The organism is Maribacter polysiphoniae (assembly GCF_003148665.1).
In the GTDB taxonomy this organism is placed as follows: domain Bacteria; phylum Bacteroidota; class Bacteroidia; order Flavobacteriales; family Flavobacteriaceae; genus Maribacter_A; species Maribacter_A polysiphoniae.
Genome location: NZ_QGGQ01000001.1, coordinates 303765 through 325501, shown reverse-complemented (window position 1 = coordinate 325501; position 21737 = coordinate 303765). Strand labels below are relative to the sequence as shown.

The 21737-nt window shown below is 42.0% G+C and carries 15 protein-coding genes; 12 read left to right on the top strand and 3 right to left on the bottom strand.

The window, feature by feature from the left end:
• The first annotated feature begins 67 nt into the window (after window positions 1–67).
• The 3 genes from lepA to LX92_RS01320 all read left to right on the top strand — a co-directional run bounded on the left by lepA (window position 68) and on the right by LX92_RS01320 (window position 4070).
• The gene (lepA, locus tag LX92_RS01330; RefSeq protein WP_109648475.1) at window positions 68–1864 is read left to right on the top strand and encodes a translation elongation factor 4; all 1797 of its coding nucleotides are present in this window, start codon (window positions 68–70) and stop codon (window positions 1862–1864) included.
• A 199-nt stretch (window positions 1865–2063) separates the two neighbouring features.
• A complete protein-coding gene (locus LX92_RS01325; RefSeq protein WP_109648474.1) occupies window positions 2064–2297 on the top strand; it encodes a GTP-binding protein LepA in 234 nt (77 codons plus the stop codon).
• A gap of 117 nt (window positions 2298–2414) precedes the next feature.
• A complete protein-coding gene (locus LX92_RS01320; RefSeq protein ID WP_109648473.1) occupies window positions 2415–4070 on the top strand; it encodes an apiosidase-like domain-containing protein in 1656 nt (551 codons plus the stop codon).
• Here LX92_RS01320 and LX92_RS01315 read toward each other — a convergent pair.
• On the bottom strand, window positions 4059–5924 hold the full coding sequence (locus tag LX92_RS01315) for a cation:proton antiporter (RefSeq protein WP_109648472.1): 1866 nt from the start codon (window positions 5922–5924) through the stop codon (window positions 4059–4061). The two genes, LX92_RS01320 and LX92_RS01315, sit on opposite strands and share 12 nt — an antisense overlap.
• Before the next feature lie 108 nt (window positions 5925–6032).
• On the opposite strand from LX92_RS01315, the gene LX92_RS01310 reads away from it, so the two are divergent.
• The 5 genes from LX92_RS01310 to LX92_RS01290 all read left to right on the top strand — a co-directional run bounded on the left by LX92_RS01310 (window position 6033) and on the right by LX92_RS01290 (window position 13659).
• Window positions 6033–6890, top strand: coding sequence for a universal stress protein (locus LX92_RS01310; protein ID WP_109648471.1), 858 nt, complete (start codon window positions 6033–6035; stop codon window positions 6888–6890).
• A 3-nt stretch (window positions 6891–6893) separates the two neighbouring features.
• On the top strand, window positions 6894–9137 hold the full coding sequence (locus LX92_RS01305) for a SulP family inorganic anion transporter (RefSeq protein ID WP_109648470.1): 2244 nt from the start codon (window positions 6894–6896) through the stop codon (window positions 9135–9137).
• A 68-nt stretch (window positions 9138–9205) separates the two neighbouring features.
• Window positions 9206–10066, top strand: coding sequence for an MBL fold metallo-hydrolase (locus tag LX92_RS01300; protein WP_109648469.1), 861 nt, complete (start codon window positions 9206–9208; stop codon window positions 10064–10066).
• Window positions 10067–10155: 89 nt separating this feature from the next.
• Window positions 10156–11775, top strand: coding sequence for a S8 family peptidase (locus LX92_RS01295; protein ID WP_109648468.1), 1620 nt, complete (start codon window positions 10156–10158; stop codon window positions 11773–11775).
• Between the two features lie 24 nt (window positions 11776–11799).
• Entirely contained in the window at window positions 11800–13659 is a 1860-nt protein-coding gene (locus LX92_RS01290) for a M1 family metallopeptidase (RefSeq protein WP_109648467.1), read from the top strand.
• 21 nt (window positions 13660–13680) lie between these two features.
• On the opposite strand, the gene LX92_RS01285 is transcribed toward LX92_RS01290, so the two are convergent.
• Together LX92_RS01285 and LX92_RS01280 are read right to left on the bottom strand one after the other, a co-directional pair.
• Window positions 13681–14901 (bottom strand): succinylglutamate desuccinylase/aspartoacylase family protein, encoded by a 1221-nt coding sequence (locus LX92_RS01285; protein ID WP_109648466.1) that lies wholly within the window; start codon window positions 14899–14901, stop codon window positions 13681–13683.
• Between the two features lie 3 nt (window positions 14902–14904).
• Window positions 14905–16755: a CBS domain-containing protein gene (locus tag LX92_RS01280; protein WP_109648465.1), complete on the bottom strand. Its 1851-nt coding sequence runs from the start codon at window positions 16753–16755 to the stop codon at window positions 14905–14907.
• A 164-nt stretch (window positions 16756–16919) separates the two neighbouring features.
• Between LX92_RS01280 and rnpA the strand changes: the two genes are divergently transcribed.
• From rnpA to LX92_RS01255, 4 genes are all read left to right on the top strand, one after another.
• Entirely contained in the window at window positions 16920–17360 is a 441-nt protein-coding gene (gene rnpA / locus LX92_RS01275; protein ID WP_223308302.1) for a ribonuclease P protein component, read from the top strand.
• A complete protein-coding gene (locus LX92_RS01270) occupies window positions 17344–18972 on the top strand; it encodes a S41 family peptidase (protein WP_109648464.1) in 1629 nt (542 codons plus the stop codon). Before rnpA ends, LX92_RS01270 begins: the two co-directional genes overlap by 17 nt.
• Window positions 18973–19331: 359 nt before the next feature.
• Window positions 19332–20840: a S10 family peptidase gene (locus tag LX92_RS01260; protein ID WP_109648462.1), complete on the top strand. Its 1509-nt coding sequence runs from the start codon at window positions 19332–19334 to the stop codon at window positions 20838–20840.
• Between the two features lie 18 nt (window positions 20841–20858).
• Entirely contained in the window at window positions 20859–21737 is an 879-nt protein-coding gene (locus LX92_RS01255; RefSeq protein ID WP_223308301.1) for a fructosamine kinase family protein, read from the top strand.

Sequence of the window (21737 nt, the reverse complement as noted above, 5' to 3'; positions counted from 1 at the left end):
TAAAAGAAATGGGTCTTCTTATGAAGACTTAAGGCCTTTGATAATCGATATTTAATCTGAAGAGTAGTTGAAAAAAATAAGAAACTTTTGCATTATTGCCCATATTGACCATGGTAAAAGCACCTTGGCCGATCGGTTGCTTGATTTTACAGGTTCTGTGACAGAACGTGAAAAAAAGGAACAACTTCTCGATAGTATGGATCTTGAACGTGAACGTGGTATCACTATTAAAAGTCATGCCATTCAAATGGACTATGTCTATAAGGGTGAGGAATATATCCTTAACCTGATCGACACCCCGGGCCACGTTGATTTTTCCTACGAGGTATCCCGTTCCATAGCGGCCTGTGAGGGTGCGCTATTGGTAGTCGATGCCGCACAGAGTATACAGGCACAAACCATAAGCAACTTATATCTTGCCCTGGAAAATGACCTTACGATCATTCCTGTTCTCAATAAGGTGGATTTACCAAGTGCCAACCCAGAGGAAGTTACCGATGATATTGTGGATCTTTTAGGCTGTGATGCCGACGAGGTCATTCCTGCCAGTGCCAAGACCGGTATTGGGATCGAAGAGATCCTTACGGCCATTATTGAACGTATTCCACCACCAACGGGCGTTGCCGACGAACCTTTACAGGCCTTGGTCTTCGACTCTGTTTATAATCCGTTCAGAGGTGTAGAAACCTACTTTAGGGTTATTAATGGCGAAATAAAAAAGGGACAAAAAATAAAATTCGTTGCCACGGATAAGGACTACTATGCGGACGAAGTAGGTACCTTGAAATTGACGCAACATCCCAAACAGGTCATTCGAACCGGGGATGTGGGTTATTTGATTACCGGTATAAAGGATGCCAGGGAAGTCAAAGTGGGTGATACCATCACCGATGCCAACAATCCTACCGTAAACCCCATAGCAGGTTTTGAAGATGTAAAACCCATGGTTTTCGCTGGAATATATCCAGTGGATACCGAAGATTTCGAAGAGCTTCGTTCCTCTATGGAGAAATTACAGCTTAACGATGCTTCCTTGGTGTTCACTCCAGAAAGCAGTGCAGCCCTAGGCTTTGGTTTTCGTTGTGGTTTCCTAGGCATGCTTCACATGGAAATCATCCAGGAAAGACTGGAACGTGAATTTGATATGACGGTAATCACTACCGTACCCAACGTAAGTTACCATGCGTATACACGAAAGGATCCTGAAGTTCCCTTGATTGTGAACAATCCTTCCGACCTTCCCGATCCTTCAACAGTAGACCGTGTGGAAGAGCCTTATATAAAGGCCACTATAATCACAAAGGCCGATTTTGTGGGTAACGTAATGTCGCTATGTATTGAAAAAAGGGGAGTCATTACCAATCAGACCTATTTGACCACTGAGCGGGTCGAATTGAATTTCGATATGCCCCTAGCGGAAATAGTATTTGATTTTTACGACAGATTAAAGACCGTATCCAAAGGGTATGCTTCTTTTGACTATGCCCCTATCGGAATGCGTACCTCTAAATTGGTACGGGTCGATATTCTTCTGAACGCACAACCCGTTGATGCCTTATCGGCCCTTATACATGCCGATAATGCCGCCAACATAGGAAAGAAAATGTGTGAAAAATTACGGGAACTTATCCCAAGACAACAATTTGATATTCCTATTCAGGCTGCCATCGGATCAAAGATCATTTCCAGGGAAACCATCAAGGCCCTGCGAAAGGATGTTACCGCCAAATGTTATGGGGGTGATATTTCGCGTAAACGTAAACTTTTGGAAAAACAGAAGAAAGGTAAGAAACGGATGCGTCAAGTGGGTAATGTGGAAATACCACAGCAAGCTTTTATGGCCGTTCTAAAATTGAACGACTAAGAAAGCCCTTACAGGAAGGATTTTGTTCTTTTTCCAATATGGGTTGAATATCTTTCGGGGTGGGATCACCTGTAATCACAGCTGTAATATATTGACCTTATGGGGTTTTTGTTGATCATGGAAACGTATGGATAATGGGGATTTTCAGTTCCAATTATTCAAAATTACGCCGTATCTTTGTACTAAATTTCCTTAGTTAATGACGCTTTATATTGCACAGTTTACAGCTAAACACCGCATCATCCAAGTAGAGGAAAATTCCATTTTTATGTGGCGACAGGATAGTGGTGAAATCGATACTTCAATGCTTGCCGATAAGATTAAAAGGGAGTCTTCCGTTCATTTCTTCAATATGGTGGCCGGTAAGAATTATAAAATAGACCTTGAGGATATTACCGTTACCATTTGGCGGGCAGAACCTTTTAACGGATAGACCGATTAAACCCACCCAATAAGGGTACACCCTACATACACGGCATAAAATACCAAGGGACACTTCAATCCCAATACGTTAATTTTAGTACCTTTCTATACTCATTCCGTAAAGACCATGAAAAATAGAAGTGCTATAATCGTTCTGGTGTTGCTGGGGATTTTCTCATACGGCCAGGAAGTCCATGAAAAAGTATCCCAATGGACCACCATGGAGATTTCCTTAACCGCCGCATTGGACTACCCCAACCCTTATACCGATGTTGAGGTATGGGCCACTTTTACCAATCAAAAAGGGGATTCCCTCATAAGACCTGCCTTTTGGGATGGTAACAATACCTGGAAAATTCGTTTTGCCCCAACCGATGACAATCAAATATGGGCATGGAGGTCCTATGCCTCCGAAAAGGAAGATTCTGGACTGCATGGTCAAACGGGTCTATTCAAATCAATCCCATATTCAGGAAATAACGATTTACTGCGTGAAGGGTTGATGAAAATAAGTCCGAGCCATAGAAATGTAATGCACCATTCGGGCAAGTCCTTTTTAATGGTCGCGGATACGCCTTGGGCCATACCCTTTAGGGCTACCAAACAACAAGTGACCGCATACGCCCAAGACCGACAGCAAAAAGGCTTTAATACCGCGTTAATGATGACCCTTCAACCCGACATGAACGCTGACGGGCCTAATGAACGCAATACCGTCATGGGTTTTAAAAGGGCTTTTAAAGATCTGTCCGAGGGACACATCAATACAATGGACATTACCTACTTTCAATACTTTGACTCCTTGATTCAAATTCTCATCGACCATGGAATAGTCCCTGTATATCAACCTGTTTTTCATGGATTTGGATGGAAAGGATTACAAGTATTGGGAACAAATATCGATCCCCAGGAATATGTGCGCTACTCCAAATACCTCCTAGCCCGATATGGAAGTATGCCTGCCCTATGGTTAATCGCCGGGGACCATAACGGAAAGGACCCTGGAGTTAAGGAGAGTGGGGAAATGTTCCAAAAATGGGATTGCTATCAACAACCCGTTGGGATACATTATAACCCCTGTGATGATTATGTGGCAACTTGGGCCAAGGGCGACGATCCACGGAAGCATTGCATGCATTATAACAAAACCTATCAGGATGAGGCATGGTTGGATTTCCAATGGGCGCAAACCGGACATGAAGGCGAGCATCTTTACCACAAAGTAGATCGTATGTATGAAAACCAACCCACAAAGGCGGTCGCCAATGGGGAGCCTACCTATGAAGGCATGGGTAATGGTCAACATGGACTCGGTTGGTGGCAGGGTGAAGAAGCATGGATGCAGTTGATGCACGGCGGCACTATGGGCGTGGTTTACGGTGCAGCATGCCTATGGCAATGGAAGATAACACCGGATGAAAAAGGATGGGATGCCTGGACAGACCAACCTCTTTCCTGGGAAGGGGCGCTACAGTTGGAAGGCGCCACTTATGTCGGTATTCTTGGCCAATTGACCAAGAACCTGAACATCAAGGATATTCAAAAAAGATGGGACCTTGCCGAAGGAAAACCCTTATTGGCCAAGGAAGGTGAATTATATATTTCCTATTTGGGAAATGGTGGGGAACTTACCATAAAGGACTTGCCCGAAAACTTGGATTATAGTTGGATAAACCCAAAAAACGGGCTTCTAAAACAAATGGGGAAAGTGACGCATGGAAATTTCAAGGCCCCAGACAACAACCCTTGGGTATTGGTGATTAAAAAACCATCACTTCGTTGAAATTTCAGCTTTCAAAGCGGTCTCTGTCTCATCGATATCGAACATTTTTCCAAGATAAACCAACTGATAACCTTTTTTTACGTCCTTAAATTGGTCACTGTGGGAAGAAATGATCTTTAGTTCCCCATCAGGGGTTTTTAAAAAGATCGGAATAATGTCATCATCTTTGTTGGTGATCGCAATCAAATCCTGATAATGCTCCTGCCCGTTCAAGGTTATTTCATGAATGGCAGGGTATTTCCTGGCCGCCTCTATTAATTTGATAAAATCATCGGTATGGGAAAACAAGCCTTCCTTGGGATTGTTCCCAGAATCGATCATCTCATCGGCATCGACCAAACGGAACGAGCCGTTTTCCCCAAATTGTTTTTCGAATTTCTTTATGGCAAATTTGTTGATATCCGAGTTTCCCGTTAGGGCCATCAAATAACCCACATCATTCAGTTCGATGTTATCGGTAAGCGAATCAGAGTAGATATTGGCCGTAAAAGCCTCCAATCCTATTTTTTTTGCCTTATTGATATTCGATTCATTATTGTCGATAAGGACCACATGCCTGTTGTTCATTTTTAGATAATGCCCAATCAATCGTGATACCTTGGAGGCCCCAATAATGACGATACCTTCCGATTTTGTCAGGAACACCCCAACAACCTTTGCGAAAATACGTGCTGTCGTGGCATTGAGTAAGACCGTACCCAGTACGATCATAAAAACCAACGGCGTTATATATTCGGCATCGACCTCTCCCCTCAACATCAATTTGGAACCAAAAAGTGAAGCAATACCTGCTGCCACGATACCCCTTGGGCCCACCCATCCGATGAATAACTTCTCCTTGGGTTTCAAATTGGATCCCGAAGCACTAAGAAATACCCCCAAAGGCCTAATCACAAAGACGACTATCGCAAAAAGGATAACGGTATTCCAATTATAGATCAATTCGAGGTCGGACATGTTGATATTGGCGGCCAATAAAATAAAAAGGATGGAAATCAACAATACACTCAGCGACTCCTTAAAATACAATAGCTCTTTAATATTGGGCAAATCCATATTACCTAAGACCATACCCATGACAACTACAGCCAATAATCCGGATTCATGCGCAAAAATATCCGATTCCACAAAAACCAATAAGACTACCGACAAAGAGACCACATTGAGCAAGTAGTGCGGTATAAGGCTTTTCTTGATCGCAAAAGCCAAGGCATGCGCAAAGGTAAATCCAAAGGTAAATCCAAAAAGGAGGATCTTACCAAACTCGATCAAGGCGGTCAGGGTATAGGCTTGTTCTTCACCGACACTTATGAATTCAAATACCAATACCGCTACCAAGGCACCAATGGGATCGATGAGGATGCCTTCCCACTTCAAAACCGCGGAAACATCCTTCTTTAAGGGAATGTTCCTCAAAATAGGAGTGATTACCGTAGGACCTGTCACGATAATCAGGGAAGAGAATAAAAATGATATTTGCCAGGTTAACCCGAAAACATAATGAGCGGCCAAACCTGCGCCAAAAAATGTAACCACGGAACCTACGGTAATCAATTTTGTGATGACCGGCCCCACATTGATTATCTCAGACCGCTTTAAGGTTAAGCCCCCCTCAAATAGGATAATACTAATCGCCAAGGAGACGAAATAGTATAAGCCTTCCCCAGGGAAAAGCCCTTTCTGGCCATTCCAAATAGGCTCTATTAATTTGCTTCCATCCTCAGTGAACAAAGTAGCAATGGGTCCAACCAATAAACCAATTAAGATAAGTGGTAAAATGGCCGGTAATTTTAAACGCCATGCCACCCATTGCGCAATAATTCCAAGTATTACGATTCCCGCTAATTCAATCATTCATCAAATTTTAACGAAAAATACCTTTTTATTACTTAACGTACAATATATAGCTACAGCAATTTGCTTAATAATAATGTAGTATCTTGGACCACCCAAACATTTTAGATGCCACCCAAAATACATCCGTTCAAAACCATTCTATTTGGCTTTGCATTTTCCCCTTCCTTAAAGGCGAATGTATTGGAAACTGCCCGTATTGCCCATTATTTCAATGCAAAATTGATTTTGTTGCATGTGGGTGAAAAAACCGTTGAAAAGCAAAAAACAATCGATGGGATAATCGCCGAAATCGAGCATAGGGACCTCCCTATCGATATAAAATGGCAAGAGGGAAAACCTTATGATGTTATCTTGGATACCTGTAAAAACCAACACATAGACCTATTGATCCTCGGGGCCTTACAGCATGAAAATATGTTTCAATTTTATGTGGGTTCCATTGCACGGAAACTGACAAGGAAAGTCTGTTGTTCCGTGCTATTGCTCATTAAACCATCTGCCGTTCGAGTAGCCTGTAAGCATGTTGTGGTCAATGGTTTAAATGCACCGGATACCCCTTTGGCGATTACCGACGCCTTTTACGTGGCCAACGCATTGGATGCCCAACAATTGACCATTGTCGAAGAGATAAAACAAAGTGAAATACATGTAACGGTAAAAGATGACCGTTCCTTGAAAAAGGCGAATTTGGTAAAGGAACGCCTTAAACACCGTGAAGATTTCCGCATACGCAAAATATTGGCCGACCTTCCTGCCTCCTTGACCAATACGGTCAAAGTAAAGACACAAAGTATATTTGGTAAACGAGGCTATTCCATCGGACATTACGCAGAAGTCGTAAGGGCCGATCTTTTGGTCATGAACGCCCCCACCAAAATTGGATTGCTCGACCGTATTTTTAAACATGATCTGGAACATATCCTTTCAGACCTACCAACTGACCTTTTAATCATAAGAAGATAAACAGTGCCTGCAAAAACCAACCAAACCAAGAATTTCATCACGGCACTACCCAAGAATATCTTTGCGGGTTTCGTGGTGTCATTAATTGCATTGCCTTTAGGCCTTGGCTTGGCTTTGGCGAGTGAGGCGCCACCCATATCGGGAATTATTGCGGCAATCGTTGGTGGTGTGATAACCGCCATCATAGGAGGAGCCAATATTACCATCACCGGACCTGGAAATGGCCTGGTCATCGTGCTTCTGGGGGCCATAACCACCCTAGGGGCAGGAGACATGCACCAGGGATACCTGTATACCTTGGCCGCCATAGTAATATCCGGAGTTCTAATGATACTCTTGGGATTCATAAAAATGGGTCGTATGGCCGATTTTTTCCCGGCATCGGCCATTGAAGGCATGTTGGCTGCCATTGGTCTCGGAATTTTTGCGAAGCAATTCCATATTATGATCGGCCACAATAATGAACATGGAAGCATCATAAGCCTGTTGGCCCAAATCCCCAACGGAATTTTCGATCTTTTCCAAAACTTTGACCTACCCGCCATCGTTGCTGCGGGAATAGGTTTTGTGAGTCTTTTGATTATGATCTTATACTCCAAGATCAGGAATGAATATTTTCAATTGATACCGGCCCCCATGTGGATTCTTATTTTGACCGTGGGCCTGAGTTATCTTTTGGCCGCTTTGAACATCCCTTATCCATTGGATGATTCCTATTTGATCAACATTCCCGATAATGTGATGTCCAATCTCGCTTTCCCAGATTTTTCCAAAGCCTTTCAATTCGATTTTATTGAAGCCGTCGTTGCCATTACATTGATTGCAAGTATTGAATCGTTGTTGAGCATAAAGGCCGTTGATAAATTGGATCCCCAAAGCAGAAGATCCAACGTAAACAAGGATTTAAAAGCCTTAGGTGTCGCTACAACCTTGAGCGGATTTTTAGGGGGGCTGAATGTGGTTACGGTTATCGCAAGGAGCTCGGTCAATGTGAACAACGGAGCCACGAATAGGTCTTCCAATTTTTTCCACGCCCTATTTTTGATTGTTTTCGTTTTGCTCTTCCAAGATCAATTACGTAAAATCCCATTAGCGGCATTGGCTGCGATATTGGTCTATACAGGCTACAAACTTGCCACGCCAAAGACCATTACCAAAATCGCTAAAATCGGGAGGGAACAAATCATTATTTTCTTTGTTACCCTATTGACCACCTTATTCACCAATCTGATTACGGGCATATTCGCAGGCATTATAGTAACATTTGTCATTCACGCCGTAATCAACAAGGACATTGCTTTCTTCCTATCGAATTTACTGAAACCCAATATCCTTTTATACAAGGAAAAGGATGAGGGCAACTTTTACGTGAGTGTCAAATACTTTTGCACTTTTGTCAATTTTTATAAGCTCAAGGCCAAACTCGATATGGTTCCTGAAGACCAGGATGTCATTCTCGATTTTTCACTTTGCAACTTCGTCGACCATACGGCTTTGGAAGGGTTGGGGAATTATACCGAAACCTTTGCCAAAAAGGGAGGCAATATTGAAATCATCGGCTTGGACAAACACATAACCGATTCGCATCACCCCTTTGCGATCCGTAAGGTCCTTCCGTTCGATAAGCTTATGCCCATCGAACGTTATTTTACGAAAAGACAAAAACTACTGAAGTCAACAGCCCAAAATTTCAAATTGTCCTATGCGGCACAAAGAAATACCCGAACTGGATTTTTAAGCAATTTTGTGTTCTTCAGGAATAGGGACATACCCTACACCTACAATACCTTATCAAATGAGGATAAAGGATATAGGCTGTGTGACGTCGAATTCACCGAAGGTACTTTTATCGCCAGGGAAGCCGTTAAAACAACGGTGATGCATATAGTGTTGGATTTTGATATCCCCGTCTTTACATTGGATAAGGAAGGCCTGTTAGGTTTTAAATATAGTCTCGCCGGATTTAAGGATATTGAGATTGACAATCATCCGGACTTCAACAAACGATTTTTTCTAAGTGGTGAGGATCCAGAGGCCATCTTGTCTTTGTTCTCCGATGATTTGATCCTTTTTCTGGAAAGCCACCCCTATTACCACATAGAATCGAACGGGTCATCCCTACTTATCCTAAAAAAAGAAAGACTATTGAGTGTTCAGGAAATAAAGGCCTTGCTCTATTTTGGACAACAGTTTAATGCTTTGGTCCAAAACCATCAAAACAGCTATATTTTTGTTAAAAACACCTAATAAAACAGGAACCACAACAGATAAACTCCACACTTTTATTAATTTGCACTTTTTTTCATTAGAGCGCAATGACATTATATCCTATTGAAACCGGTAATTTTAAGTTAGATGGCGGTGCCATGTTCGGGGTTGTTCCTAAAAACATTTGGAACAATACCAACCCTGCCGATAGTAATAACATGATAGATATGGCCGCTCGAAGCCTCCTGATCGAGGATGGCGACAAATTGATTCTCATTGATACAGGTATGGGAAACAAGCAGTCGGAGAAATTTTTCGGTTATTACTATCAATGGGGCGACCACTCCTTGGACAAATCCCTTGCGAAATACGGCTTTCACCGTGACGATATCACCGATGTGTTTATGACCCATCTTCATTTTGACCATTGTGGTGGCAGCATTCAATGGAACAAGGACCGAACGGGATATGAACCTGCCTTTAAAAATGCCCATTTTTGGACCAATGAAGAACATTGGCAATGGGCCATTGAACCGAACGTTCGCGAAAAAGCTTCTTTCTTTAAGGAAAATCTACTCCCCATGGAAGAAAGCGGACAACTTAAGTTCATTGCCAGGAACGACCGTACCTATATCGAAAAATCAGAATTGGGCTTTGGCATACTATTTGTCGACGGACATACCGATAAACAAATGCTTCCCCATATCCAATATAAAGGAAAGACCTTGGTCTTTGCCGCTGATTTACTGCCGACTACAGGTCACATTCCCGTACCTTATGTAATGGGATATGACACACGTCCACTATTGAGTATGGACGAAAAACAAGTGTTTATGGATAAGGCCCTGTCAAATGACTACTACCTCTTTTTGGAGCATGATGCCCACCATCAAATCTGTACCCTAAAAGATACAGCCAAAGGGGCACGATTAGACAAAATATACACGTTCGATGATTTGTTCAATTAACACCTAATTACCCACGTTTATCTGAATTTTAAAAACCCCCATACTTCACAACATACACTAATCATAGAAATTAATTTAATATTCCATTCATGACACATAAACTTTATAGACCCATATTAGGATATTTCATAGCAAGCTTATTAATGGGTTGCGGGGCAACCGCTATAATTTCGACACCTGTTGAAAATATTGATTCCATGCCGCTTAAGATCGCGGATATGACCGAAAGTCAGAAAAAATCCTGGAGTCATGCCGATTTACTTACCGATACCATTCCCGGGATGAGTGTCGACAAAGCCTATCGTGAAATTATTGGTAACAAAAAAGGCACCAAGGTCATTGTAGCTGTCCTTGATTCCGGTATGGATCTTACACACGAGGACCTGGATGATGTTCTATGGACCAATAAGAAAGAAAAACCAGGCAATAACATCGATGATGACAATAATGGTTATATAGATGATATTCATGGGTATAACCTATTGGGGGAGTCTTATGACGAGCAATTGGAATACGTAAGGATCCTTCGATTAAAACTCGGGGATGCCGATTTGCAAGCCAAGGCACAGGCCAAACTGGACAAGGAATACCCAGAAGCCCTTGCAAACAAACAACAATACGAGCAGATTTTACAAACGGTAAAAAATGCAGATGAAGCGGTAAAAGAACATTTAGGAAAATCGGAATATACCAAGGAAGACCTTTCGGGTATTAAGGCTGAGACCGAGACCATGCAAAGAAATGTTGCCGTCCTAACCCAAATGTTCACTTATGCCGATACCATTCCTGAATTAATGGAGGAATTGGAAGGTGGCATAAAACATTTTTCCGATCAATTAAATTATAACCTTAATGTTGATTTCGATGGCAGGAAGGTAGTTGGCGATGACCCTTATGACCTTATGGATACAAAATATGGCAACGGCAACCCCCAGAACAGGGTTAAAGACGAAAGCCATGGTACCCACGTTGCCGGTATTATCGCAGCGGAAAGAAACAACGGTATTGGTGCCAAAGGGGTAGCCAATAATGTGGAAATAATGAGCATTCGCGCCGTACCTAACGGTGATGAATATGACAAGGACATTGCCTTGGGTATACGCTACGCCGTTGATAATGGTGCAAAGATCATTAACTGTAGTTTTGGTAAATCATTTTCACCTAATGCGGATTGGGTGTACGATGCCATTAAATACGCTGCTTCCAAAGACGTATTGATCGTTCATGCAGCCGGTAATGACGGTGTTGATTTGGATGATCCCAACAACCCTAATTTTCCCAACGACCAAATCAACAATGGCCCGGAAATTGCCGATAATGTAATTACAGTAGGTGCCCTAGACCCAGAATATGGTTCTGAAATGGTAGCCTCTTATTCGAATTATGGGAAAGTGAATGTAGATATTTTTGCTCCAGGAACTGATATTTATTCAACCATACCCCATAATGAATATGAGTTTATGCCCGGTACATCAATGGCTTCACCAGCCGTGGCAGGTGTTGCCGCTTTGGTATGGTCACAATATCCAAGTCTAAGTGCTTCCCAAATAAAGAAAATCATTCTTGAATCAGGACTTGGCACCAAGACCCCAGTGATTTTGGGAGGGAATTCCTCCAAAAGTAGTACGATGGATGAAATTTGTACATCGGGTAAAATCGTAAATGCCTATAACGCATTGATCATGGCTAAAGCAATGTCCAAAAAATAAATAGAGATAAATCCTAAAAAATTTATGCAGTCAAAAAAAACAGTATTCCTTTTAGCCCTATTGACCTTTAGCATTTTTGTGCAAGCACAAAACTCGAATTCATATTGGCAACAACATGTCGACTATACTATGGAAGTTGATATGAATGTAAAGAATTACCAATATAACGGGACACAAAAATTGATCTACACGAACAATTCACCAGATGAACTGTCACGAGTATACTATCATTTATATTTCAATGCCTTCCAACCCGGCAGTGAAATGGACATGCGTCTACAGAATATCGAAGATCCCGATGGAAGAATGATGAAGGATGGGAAAAGTAGGATTGCTGATTTAAAACCTGATGAAATAGGGTTTTTACATGTATCCTCCCTTACACAGGACGGAGAGGATGTTACGTTTAAGGAAGAGGGTACCGTACTTGTCGTTGAATTGGCCAAGCCTATTCCGTCTGGGGGTAAAACCACCTTTGAATTGGATTTCAAGGGTCAGGTACCCGTCCAAGTCCGTCGTTCAGGCCGTAACAATGCCGAAGGCGTAGCGCTCTCTATGAGTCAATGGTATCCCAAATTGGCCGAATATGATTTTGAAGGGTGGCATGCCGACCCCTATATCGCCCGTGAATTTCATGGGGTTTGGGGCGATTTTGATGTAAAACTGACCCTCGATAAGGATTATGTGGTCGGTGGTACGGGCTATTTACAGAATCCACAGGAAATAGGACATGGGTATGAAACCCCGGGTACCAAAGTGAAAAAGGTAAAGGGAAAAACACTTACCTGGCATTTTAAAGCCCCCATGGTACATGATTTTATGTGGGCCGCAGATCCTGATTTTATACATGATACCTTAAAAATGGAAGATGGCCCCGTGCTTCATTTCCTTTATAAAAACGACCCGGAAATTGTTGATAACTGGAAGAAATTGCAGCCCAAAACAGCGGAGGCCATGGAATTCTTCAGTAAGAATATCGGCAAATACCCCTATGAGCAGTATTCTGTGATACATGGTGGTGATGGAGGTATGGAATATGCCATGGGTACACTCATTACCGGAGGACGAAAATTCGGTAGTTTGGTTGGGGTGATGACCCACGAAATGGCCCATTCCTGGTTTCAACAGGTATTGGCAACCAACGAGGCCAAACACGAGTGGATGGATGAGGGTTTCACTACATTTATCTCTACCCTTTGTATGAACCAGATTATGGCGCAAAATAAAGAGAACCCTTTTGATAACACGTATAATGGTTATCGTAGATTAGCCCTATCAGGTAAAGAACAACCCCAAACAACCTATGCCGATCGCTATGACAACAACTTTGCCTATGGGATTTCTGCCTATAGTAAAGGAGCGATTTTCCTCGCCCAATTAGGTTATATCATTGGTCAGGATAAGTTAATGGAGACCCTTAGAAAATACTTTAACGATTTTAAATTCAAGCATCCGGTACCCAACGATATTAAAAGAACGGCGGAAAAGGTTTCCGGAATGGAGCTGGACTGGTATTTGGTAGATTGGACGCAGACGACCAATACCATAGATTACAGTATAAAGGAAGTGGTTGCCGATGGCGGCAAAACCAAGGTTACCATGGAGAGGATCGGACTAATGCCAATGCCTTTGGATATTCTTGTTGTATATGCCGACGGCACACAGGAGACCTTGTACGCACCACTACGTATGATGCGGGGAGAAAAGGCAAATCCGTACCCAGAAATCAAACGTACGGTCTTGGACGATTGGCCATGGGCTTATTCAACCTATGGATTCACCATTGACAAGCCTTTGAATGAGATAACGGCGATTTTAATCGATCCATCACAACTTATGGCCGATGTTGATCTGGAGAACAATCTCTGGCAAGCCCAAGAATAAATAAAAGGCAAATTATGGGATTCACCGGGTTTTCCGGGTTGTGATCCTATACCACCAAGTGTTTCCGTACATCTCGGTTTTAGCGTTGAACTCCCTATTATTCATCACAATATGGGTTTCGTCCAATACGCGGTTCCTATAGCCTAAAAGGTGAAAAAACGGCCTTGTCGAAAATTGGGCCACCTTCGTATTGACCAATAACGATTCCTTATCCTTATTGGCCCAAGAAAGTCCAGGAAGGTAATGCAATAGGTTACCGATCTTGGTTCTTCTAAAAAAGGCCGATAGTTTAAGCACCCAAGTCGGTAATTTTCGGATCAGGAAAAAACCATCATTCCCTTTTTGTTGGTACAACGGCATAAAGATTATGGTGTCTTTTTCTGCTTTGATAAACTCTTCTTTTTCCATGGCCAAGGGAGTTCCTTCAATAATTTCCTCGAAACTATGGAAACCTTCCATCATCTTGAAATCCTTATTATCATCAATATGATGCCGATAAATGATTTCGTAAAAACTGGAGTTGCTTGTTGCGGATTTTTGAAGTTGTTCATAGTGGCCTTTAAATCCGTTGATTTCATCCTTTTTCAAAAAACCACTATAAACCATGGCCAACCAAGTAAAAGCAATGCTATTTTTTATGGCCATTTCCTCGGTGTGCTGACCAGACTCGAACCCTAATGAAACATACCCTTTTTCATTGATATAACTCAATAGGGGCCCGTCTAAATACTCCTCAATGCCCAAAACAATGGGAACCGGGAAAAGTTTGGAAAACCTTCGATTGATCAATGCATCGTTAATGGTAATAAAGGGCAGGGTTTTACTGGACGTAGTGTGGTAATCAATAAAATAAAAAGGTCCCTTTTCATGCTCCAAAATACCATGAACCAGCATATGGAGCTCCAGTAATTCTTTCTCCTCATTCAGAAGATCTTTAGTATCACGCTCTTTGATGCTTTCGATTTCGGGCTTTGTCCAAATACGATTTAAATCCTTATCCAGATATCTTTTACCTTCTTGCAAGGCCGGTAAATTACCTTTTATCGCATAAATGCTTCCATAGTAAGTAAATGCCCCCTTTCCGAGTTCATTGAGAACCTTTTCTAGGGCAGTTACACCAGCCTTTTCATTCCCGTGGATTCCCGCGAAAAAAACCAAGGTCGGTCCTGGGTGTTCTCCCCGGATATGACCTATAAAACGTTTGGTCTTTATCTCTGCTTCGGGGCTCCAGGTATCGATCATAGGTCAAAAATCTTTGGAGGTGATAATACCAACAAGTTTCTTACCCCGTACTACCGGCAGACAATTGATCTTATGGGTCTGCATAAGGCTTTTGGCCTCTTCCAAAGGTGTGGCTGGAGTTGCCGTAACCAAATCACGTTTCATGATATTCTGAATATTCTCACCGTGATTTTCAGGGCTGTCCAAATACTTGCCAACATCGGTCCAAGTGAGTAGTCCTACAAGATCCATGTGATTATCCAGAATCGGTACATGATGGATATCTTTCCATTGCATCATACGCAATACAAGCTCCAAACTGTCATTCTCCTGTGCCGTAATGGTTCTAAGGTTCATACGTTCACCCACTTTCCTGTTTTCTTTGGGTATCTTGAACTCATCCCCTCTTGGTAACTGCCAAGCATCGATGGCATACCCTTTTTGCTGCCTTTCATAAATGGTCGCAGTCAATATTTTTAAGGCATCGGTGGTTTTATAATCTTTCTTTAGTTTTCTGAATCCTTCAACCATCCAACGTGATCCATTGGTTGATTGTACCCGATGTTTGATGATCTTTAAGTAATGCTCGGCATCCTTAGGGGCAACCTTCATACTGTACAATCCCCTATAGGCCATTGGCAAGAGGTGGTCCAGGATAAGGTCATGGCTCGATATTAATGTATTGTTCCAGTAAAACTGGGCGGCCATTCCGTACCTGGCGGCATTAAAGAAGTTACTTTTAACATCCTTAAAGTCCATTATGGTATGAACATTATCAAACTCTTTGGGCCTACCTTTCATAAGACCAACCCAGAACATCATGTTCGCCATTTCGTCGGCCGTAGAGGGTCCTGAGGGCAAATATCTGTTTTCCAATCGCATATGGGGTTTGCCATTGGTGGTCCCATAACATAGTCTATTCCATTTATACACTGTTCCGTTGTGCAGTTTCAATGCCTTTAATTTTGGAATATTCCCTTGCTCCAGTTCGGTAAGGCTATCGTTCTCAAAATCGGAGGTAAGTATACTTCTAAAGCGAATCACGGAATCTTTGAAGAAATCGACTACCGATCCCTGTGCCCATTCATTTCCAAAACCTACCCTTGATTCCCTTTCGTTCATTATAAAGGTACTGGCCCTGGTATCGACACTTTGTGCAAAAAGTGCAATCCGGGATTCTTCCCATAGCTCCCGACCCATCAATAAAGGCGAATTGGTACAAATGGATAATACTGGACCGGCAATGGCCTGCGCCCAATTGTATGTATCGGCAAAATCATTGGGGTCTATCTGCAAATGGGTCTGAAAACTGGTATTACAACCTTCATAAAGTATAGAATCGTGCTTAAGGTTCAGCTCATCAACACCTTTTATATGCAATTCAATATCGTTTTTCCTAATCTCGGTAATGGCCTCATTCAAAACTTGGTATCGTTTTAAAGGAGTCATATAGGATAATTTCAGATGCTTTGTCCTAATGGTGGGCAATATACCCGTAAGTACCAGTTTAGTGTTGTTTTCATTTGCAACCTCCTGTACCTGATCGAGGAGCTCATTCAATTTGCCATGTAACGTAGAAAAACATTCCCCCTTGAACTCCACGGGTTCCATATTAATCTCCAGATTATATAGGGCCAACTCAGAAGTAAAATACTTCTTATTCAACTTTTCCAGTATTTTATCGGCATTCTTGGCAGGCTCCCATTCCTCGTTGACCAAACAAAATTCCTGTTCGATCCCTACTCTGGAAATGTCCTTCTCGAACATGTCGTTCTCGAGCATCAACTCCAATGCCTTTATATCAGCCATTAGCTGTTTCAAGTACAATCCCTTGTTAGGATTGCCAATTAATTTCTCAACATTCAATTCTCCCATTATATTGTATTAAAGTCTGCAAGTTATTCTAAAATAGGTATTATTCCATACAAGATAGAACCTTTTTATGCTGAAGGCAAATGACAATTGTCATAAAAACCATTACAGTGTTTTTTCTTTACTTTTGCAGTAGGGCATAAAATATGCCATAGCGAATATATAAATTGGGGATTTCCCTATTTAGGCATAACATCATTAAAACAAACAACGTAATAAAACATAACTTTTCATTTCCGAAAAAAGAAAAATTAAAGAGTAAAAAGTTGATTGAACGACTTTTTAAAGAAGGGAAACACCTCAACGGCTATCCCTTGAAATTGCTTTATTTGGAATTGGATTCCCCCATGGATGTCCGGATTAAAACCGGGGTGGCTGTTCCTAAGAAAAAATTTAAGAGTGCAGTCCAGAGAAACCGCATAAAAAGGTTATTACGTGAATCGTACCGTCTTAACAAACAACTTGTTTTTAACAATAGTGAGGGAAACTTTGCGTTTCTAATTTTATACCTTGGGAAGGAAATGCCTAGTTATCCGGTGGTTGAAAAGGGCATGCAAACAATACTTCAAAAATTTATAAAAAAAATCGATAATGCAAAAGTTGATTAAAAAAAAGGTGCTGATCCCCGTATTGGCGATTACTTTTTTACTCGTTGGTAGTGGTTTCAAAAGCGATTTTTTCGAAATAGCAAAACAGATAGAGATATTCACTACCCTATTCAAGGAGTTGAACATGAACTATGTGGATGAAACCAATCCAGCTGAATTGATGGACACCGCCATCAAGAATATGTTGAACGAATTGGATCCCTATACCAAATTCTTGAATGAACAGGATGTAGAGGCCTACAAAATCAACAATGCCGGTGAATACTCGGGTATCGGCGCATTGGTGCGTTCGTATAATGACCGCCTATTGGTCATTGAACCCTACAAGGATTACCCTGCGGACAAGGCCGGACTAAAGGCCGGGGATGAAATCGTTAAAATCGGGAATATCAATGTTGCGGATTTTGATGACAACGCCAGCGAACTTCTTAAGGGGGCCAATAATTCTGAAGTGGCCATTACTTATAAAAGACAGGGTAAGATCAACACCACCTCCATAAAGCGTGAGGCCATTGAAGTCGATGCCGTGCCTTACTATGACATGGTAGACGACAAAACAGGGTTTATCGTTCTAGCAAAATTCAATGCCAAAGCCTCTTCACAAACCAAGGATGCACTCCTTGACCTAAAAGGAAAAGGGGCTGAAAAAATCATTCTGGATCTACGTGGAAATCCAGGGGGCCTATTATCCGAAGCCATCAATGTAACCAATCTATTCGTACCCAAAGGGGAATTAATAGTCACTACAAAATCGAAGGTTAAAAAGTTCAACTCGGAATACAGGACCAAAAACAGACCGGTAGACACTGAAATACCCTTGGTCGTCTTGGTCAACGGTAATAGTGCCTCGGCTAGTGAAATCGTCTCTGGAAGCCTTCAGGATTTAGATCGTGCAGTGATTATGGGGGCAAGGAGTTTTGGAAAAGGACTCGTACAAAGGCCTCTAAAACTCACCTATGGCACCCAATTGAAGGTGACTATAAGCCGCTACTATACCTCTTCGGGAAGGTGTATACAATCTTTGGATTATTGGAATAGGGATGAAAATGGCCATGCCGTTCGACAAACACACTTCAACGAATTTAAAACAAGGAACGGCCGTAAAGTACAAGATGGTGGTGGTGTATTGCCCGATATTCTGATTGATGAACTCAATACGAATTCCTTATTGAAGGCCTTGGACGAAAATAACGTGATTTTCGATTACGCCACAAACTACCATTATTCGAATTCCCTTGAGCGTTTGAGTGATTTTACTTTTTCAGATGCCGATTTCAATGCTTTCAAAACCTTTGTGGCCCAAAGTAATTTTGCCTACGAAACAAAAACCGAAAAGGCACTCAAAGAAGCTATGACCGTCGATAATGATGATATTTTGGGTGATGCCGTTCAAGAAAACTATACCTCCTTGTTGAATGAGATTGAAAAGAGCAAAATCATAGCCTTGGATAAGTACCATAAAGAGATCAAGAAAAAATTGGAAGACGAAATCATTAAAAGGTATTTTTATAGAGAAGGATTGTTTACCTACTATTTAACCCATGACGAGGCCATACTGGCTGCCAAGGAATTGTTGTCCAATGAAAACAAGTACAAAGGTATTCTACAATAACACCATAGGGCGTGTCTTTGATTCCATTTACAAAACAGCACGAATACCTTCCTCTGAAATAGGAATGAACTATCTTAAAGTACCGTGAACAACAACAAACCCATAGCTGTGATAAACCATGGGTTATGACAAGAGATTGATTCAAAATGATTCCCTGTCCAATCCATGGGATATGCCAAATTTAGTCTGGTTCTTTAGTCGATAAAACAAGCTGTGCCACATTACAATGGCTAAAACAGCAAAAAATCGGTAATGATTAATTACATTTAAATCTGTAAAGGCATTGATGAACACCTTTAACCGAATAAAAGCCATAACCGTATTTAATGTGATTACGTCCACCCATTCCAACTAAGATTATGAAAAAATTAGTGCTTGTCCTTGTCATTGTATGCCATCTTTCTATGGCTGCCCAAACAAAAGAAGAAAAATCAAACCCCAAACCCATTCCTGTACCAAAATCATTTGTTACGAACCATAAAGGGGTTTTTGGTGGCAAAACCATTTCTTACAAGGCCACCGCTAAAGAAACCTTCCTAAAGAGTGAAAAAGGCGATTCGGTCGCGACCATTTGGTCCGTAGCATATACCCAAGATGGCATAACCCATAGTGCCCAAAGACCTGTAACATTTGTTTTCAATGGGGGTCCGGGTTCTGCATCGGTCTGGTTGCATATGGGATTATTTGGTCCTAAAATCGTAAAAATCGATTCCGATGCCAAAAAGGATGACGGTGCCGCCCCGTATGATTTACAAACCAATGAACACGGTCTATTAGACCTTACCGATTTGGTTTTTATCGATCCCGTAGGTACGGGTTATAGCCGTGTTGTTGGTAAGGGCAAGGAAAAAGACTTCTGGGGATTAAAGGAAGACGCTGCCTCGGTGGCACAGTTCATTCGACTATGGATCACAGAGAACCAGCGATGGTTTTCCCCCAAGTATATTGCCGGTGAGAGTTATGGCACCACACGGGCTGCTGCAGTGGGCAAGGCTTTGGAAGGAGGGGGACAGAACATGGCCTTGAACGGACTTATTTTAATATCCCAAGCCCTGGATTATGACGGTTCCACATCCATACACAATAACATTACCTCCTATGTTACCTATTTGCCCAGTATGGCGGCCACAGCATGGTATCATAAGAAAGCGGGACAAGGCAAAGACCTGGAGGATTTTCTTGAGGAGTGCCGTAAATTCACATATAACGTCTACACCCCTGCCCTATACAAGGGTAACTTATTGACCCATGAGGAGAAAAATTCGATTGCCGAAAAAATGTCTTATTTCATTGGGCTGGATAAAGATTATATCCTCAGATCGGACCTGCGTATCTTAATGCATCGTTTTCAAAAGCAGTTATTGGCCGATAAAGGCCTGTCGATAGGCCGCTTAGACGGTCGGTTTATGGGGGACGAAGCTGATAAACTTTCAGAAGGGCCGCATTTGGGCGATGCCTCCAGTTATCAAATCAGCTCGGCATATACAGCTGCCTTGAACCATTATTTCGCTTCTGCACTAAAAGTGGATATGGATAGGCCCTATTTAACCTCTAATGATAAGATAGGAAGTAAATGGCGTTGGAGAACCGTACCTGATGGTAGTTATTGGGAACCAGCCCCTGTGAATGTTTCCAGGGCACTGGGCGAAACCATGAGACGAAATACTGAAATGAGGGTCTTGGTAGCCAGTGGATATTTTGACCTCATCACTCCCTTTTTTGATGCCGAATATACTTTTTCCAGAAACGGAATCGTAAAGGAAAGGGTTACCATGACTTATTATGAAGCCGGACATATGATGTATGTTCATGAACCTGATTTGATAAAACTATCAAAGGACATCCGGGATTTCCTTACTGTAAAGTAAATTGACCTAAAAGTATATATGGGAGCAATGCTGTCTTCTTCTTTTAAATCACATATCAGCCAAATTTTGGGTTGCAAGGTCCTAAAAGTCGAAGCTGTCCTAGGAGGTGACATATCAAAGGCTTTTGGGGTGTACACCCAAACACAACGGTTTTTCTGCAAGGTGAACGACAGTCCTTGCGCATTGCATATGTTCAATATGGAGAAAGCCGGACTTGAACACATTGAGCGCACCAAAACCATAGGTGTACCCAAAATACTCGCTTGTGGACAACACGAGGGCATTTCTTATCTTTTAATGGAATTTATTGCCTCTAAAAGTGCAGATTCCAAGGACTTCGAAACCCTTGGCCACCAATTGGCGGCAATGCATTCCCTAGCTATGGGAGATTCTTTTGGATGGCAACAGGACAATTACATTGGAAGTTTAACACAATCGAACAAAAACCACCCGGACTGGTCCCTATTCTATGTTCAAGAGCGTTTGTTGCCCCAACTCATAACGGCCAGGGAAAAACGCCTATTGGGTCCTGATGAAATTCCTACCGAAAATAGCCTTGTCAAAGGATGTCAGCAATTCTTTACCCATACAAAACCCGCATTACTTCATGGGGATTTATGGAGTGGTAACTATTGTATTGACACCCATGGACTCCCCTATCTCATAGACCCTGCGGTATACTACGGCCATCATGAGGTGGATATTGCCATGACCAAACTTTTCGGAGGGTTTGGAACCTCATTTTATGACGCTTATTCGGAGCATTTTCCTGGGATTGATGGCGCCAAGGAACGCACCGATATTTACCAACTCTATTACCTGTTGGTCCATTTAAATTTATTCGGAACATCGTATTATTCCGCTGTGAAACACCTATTGAAAAAGTATTTCGATTAG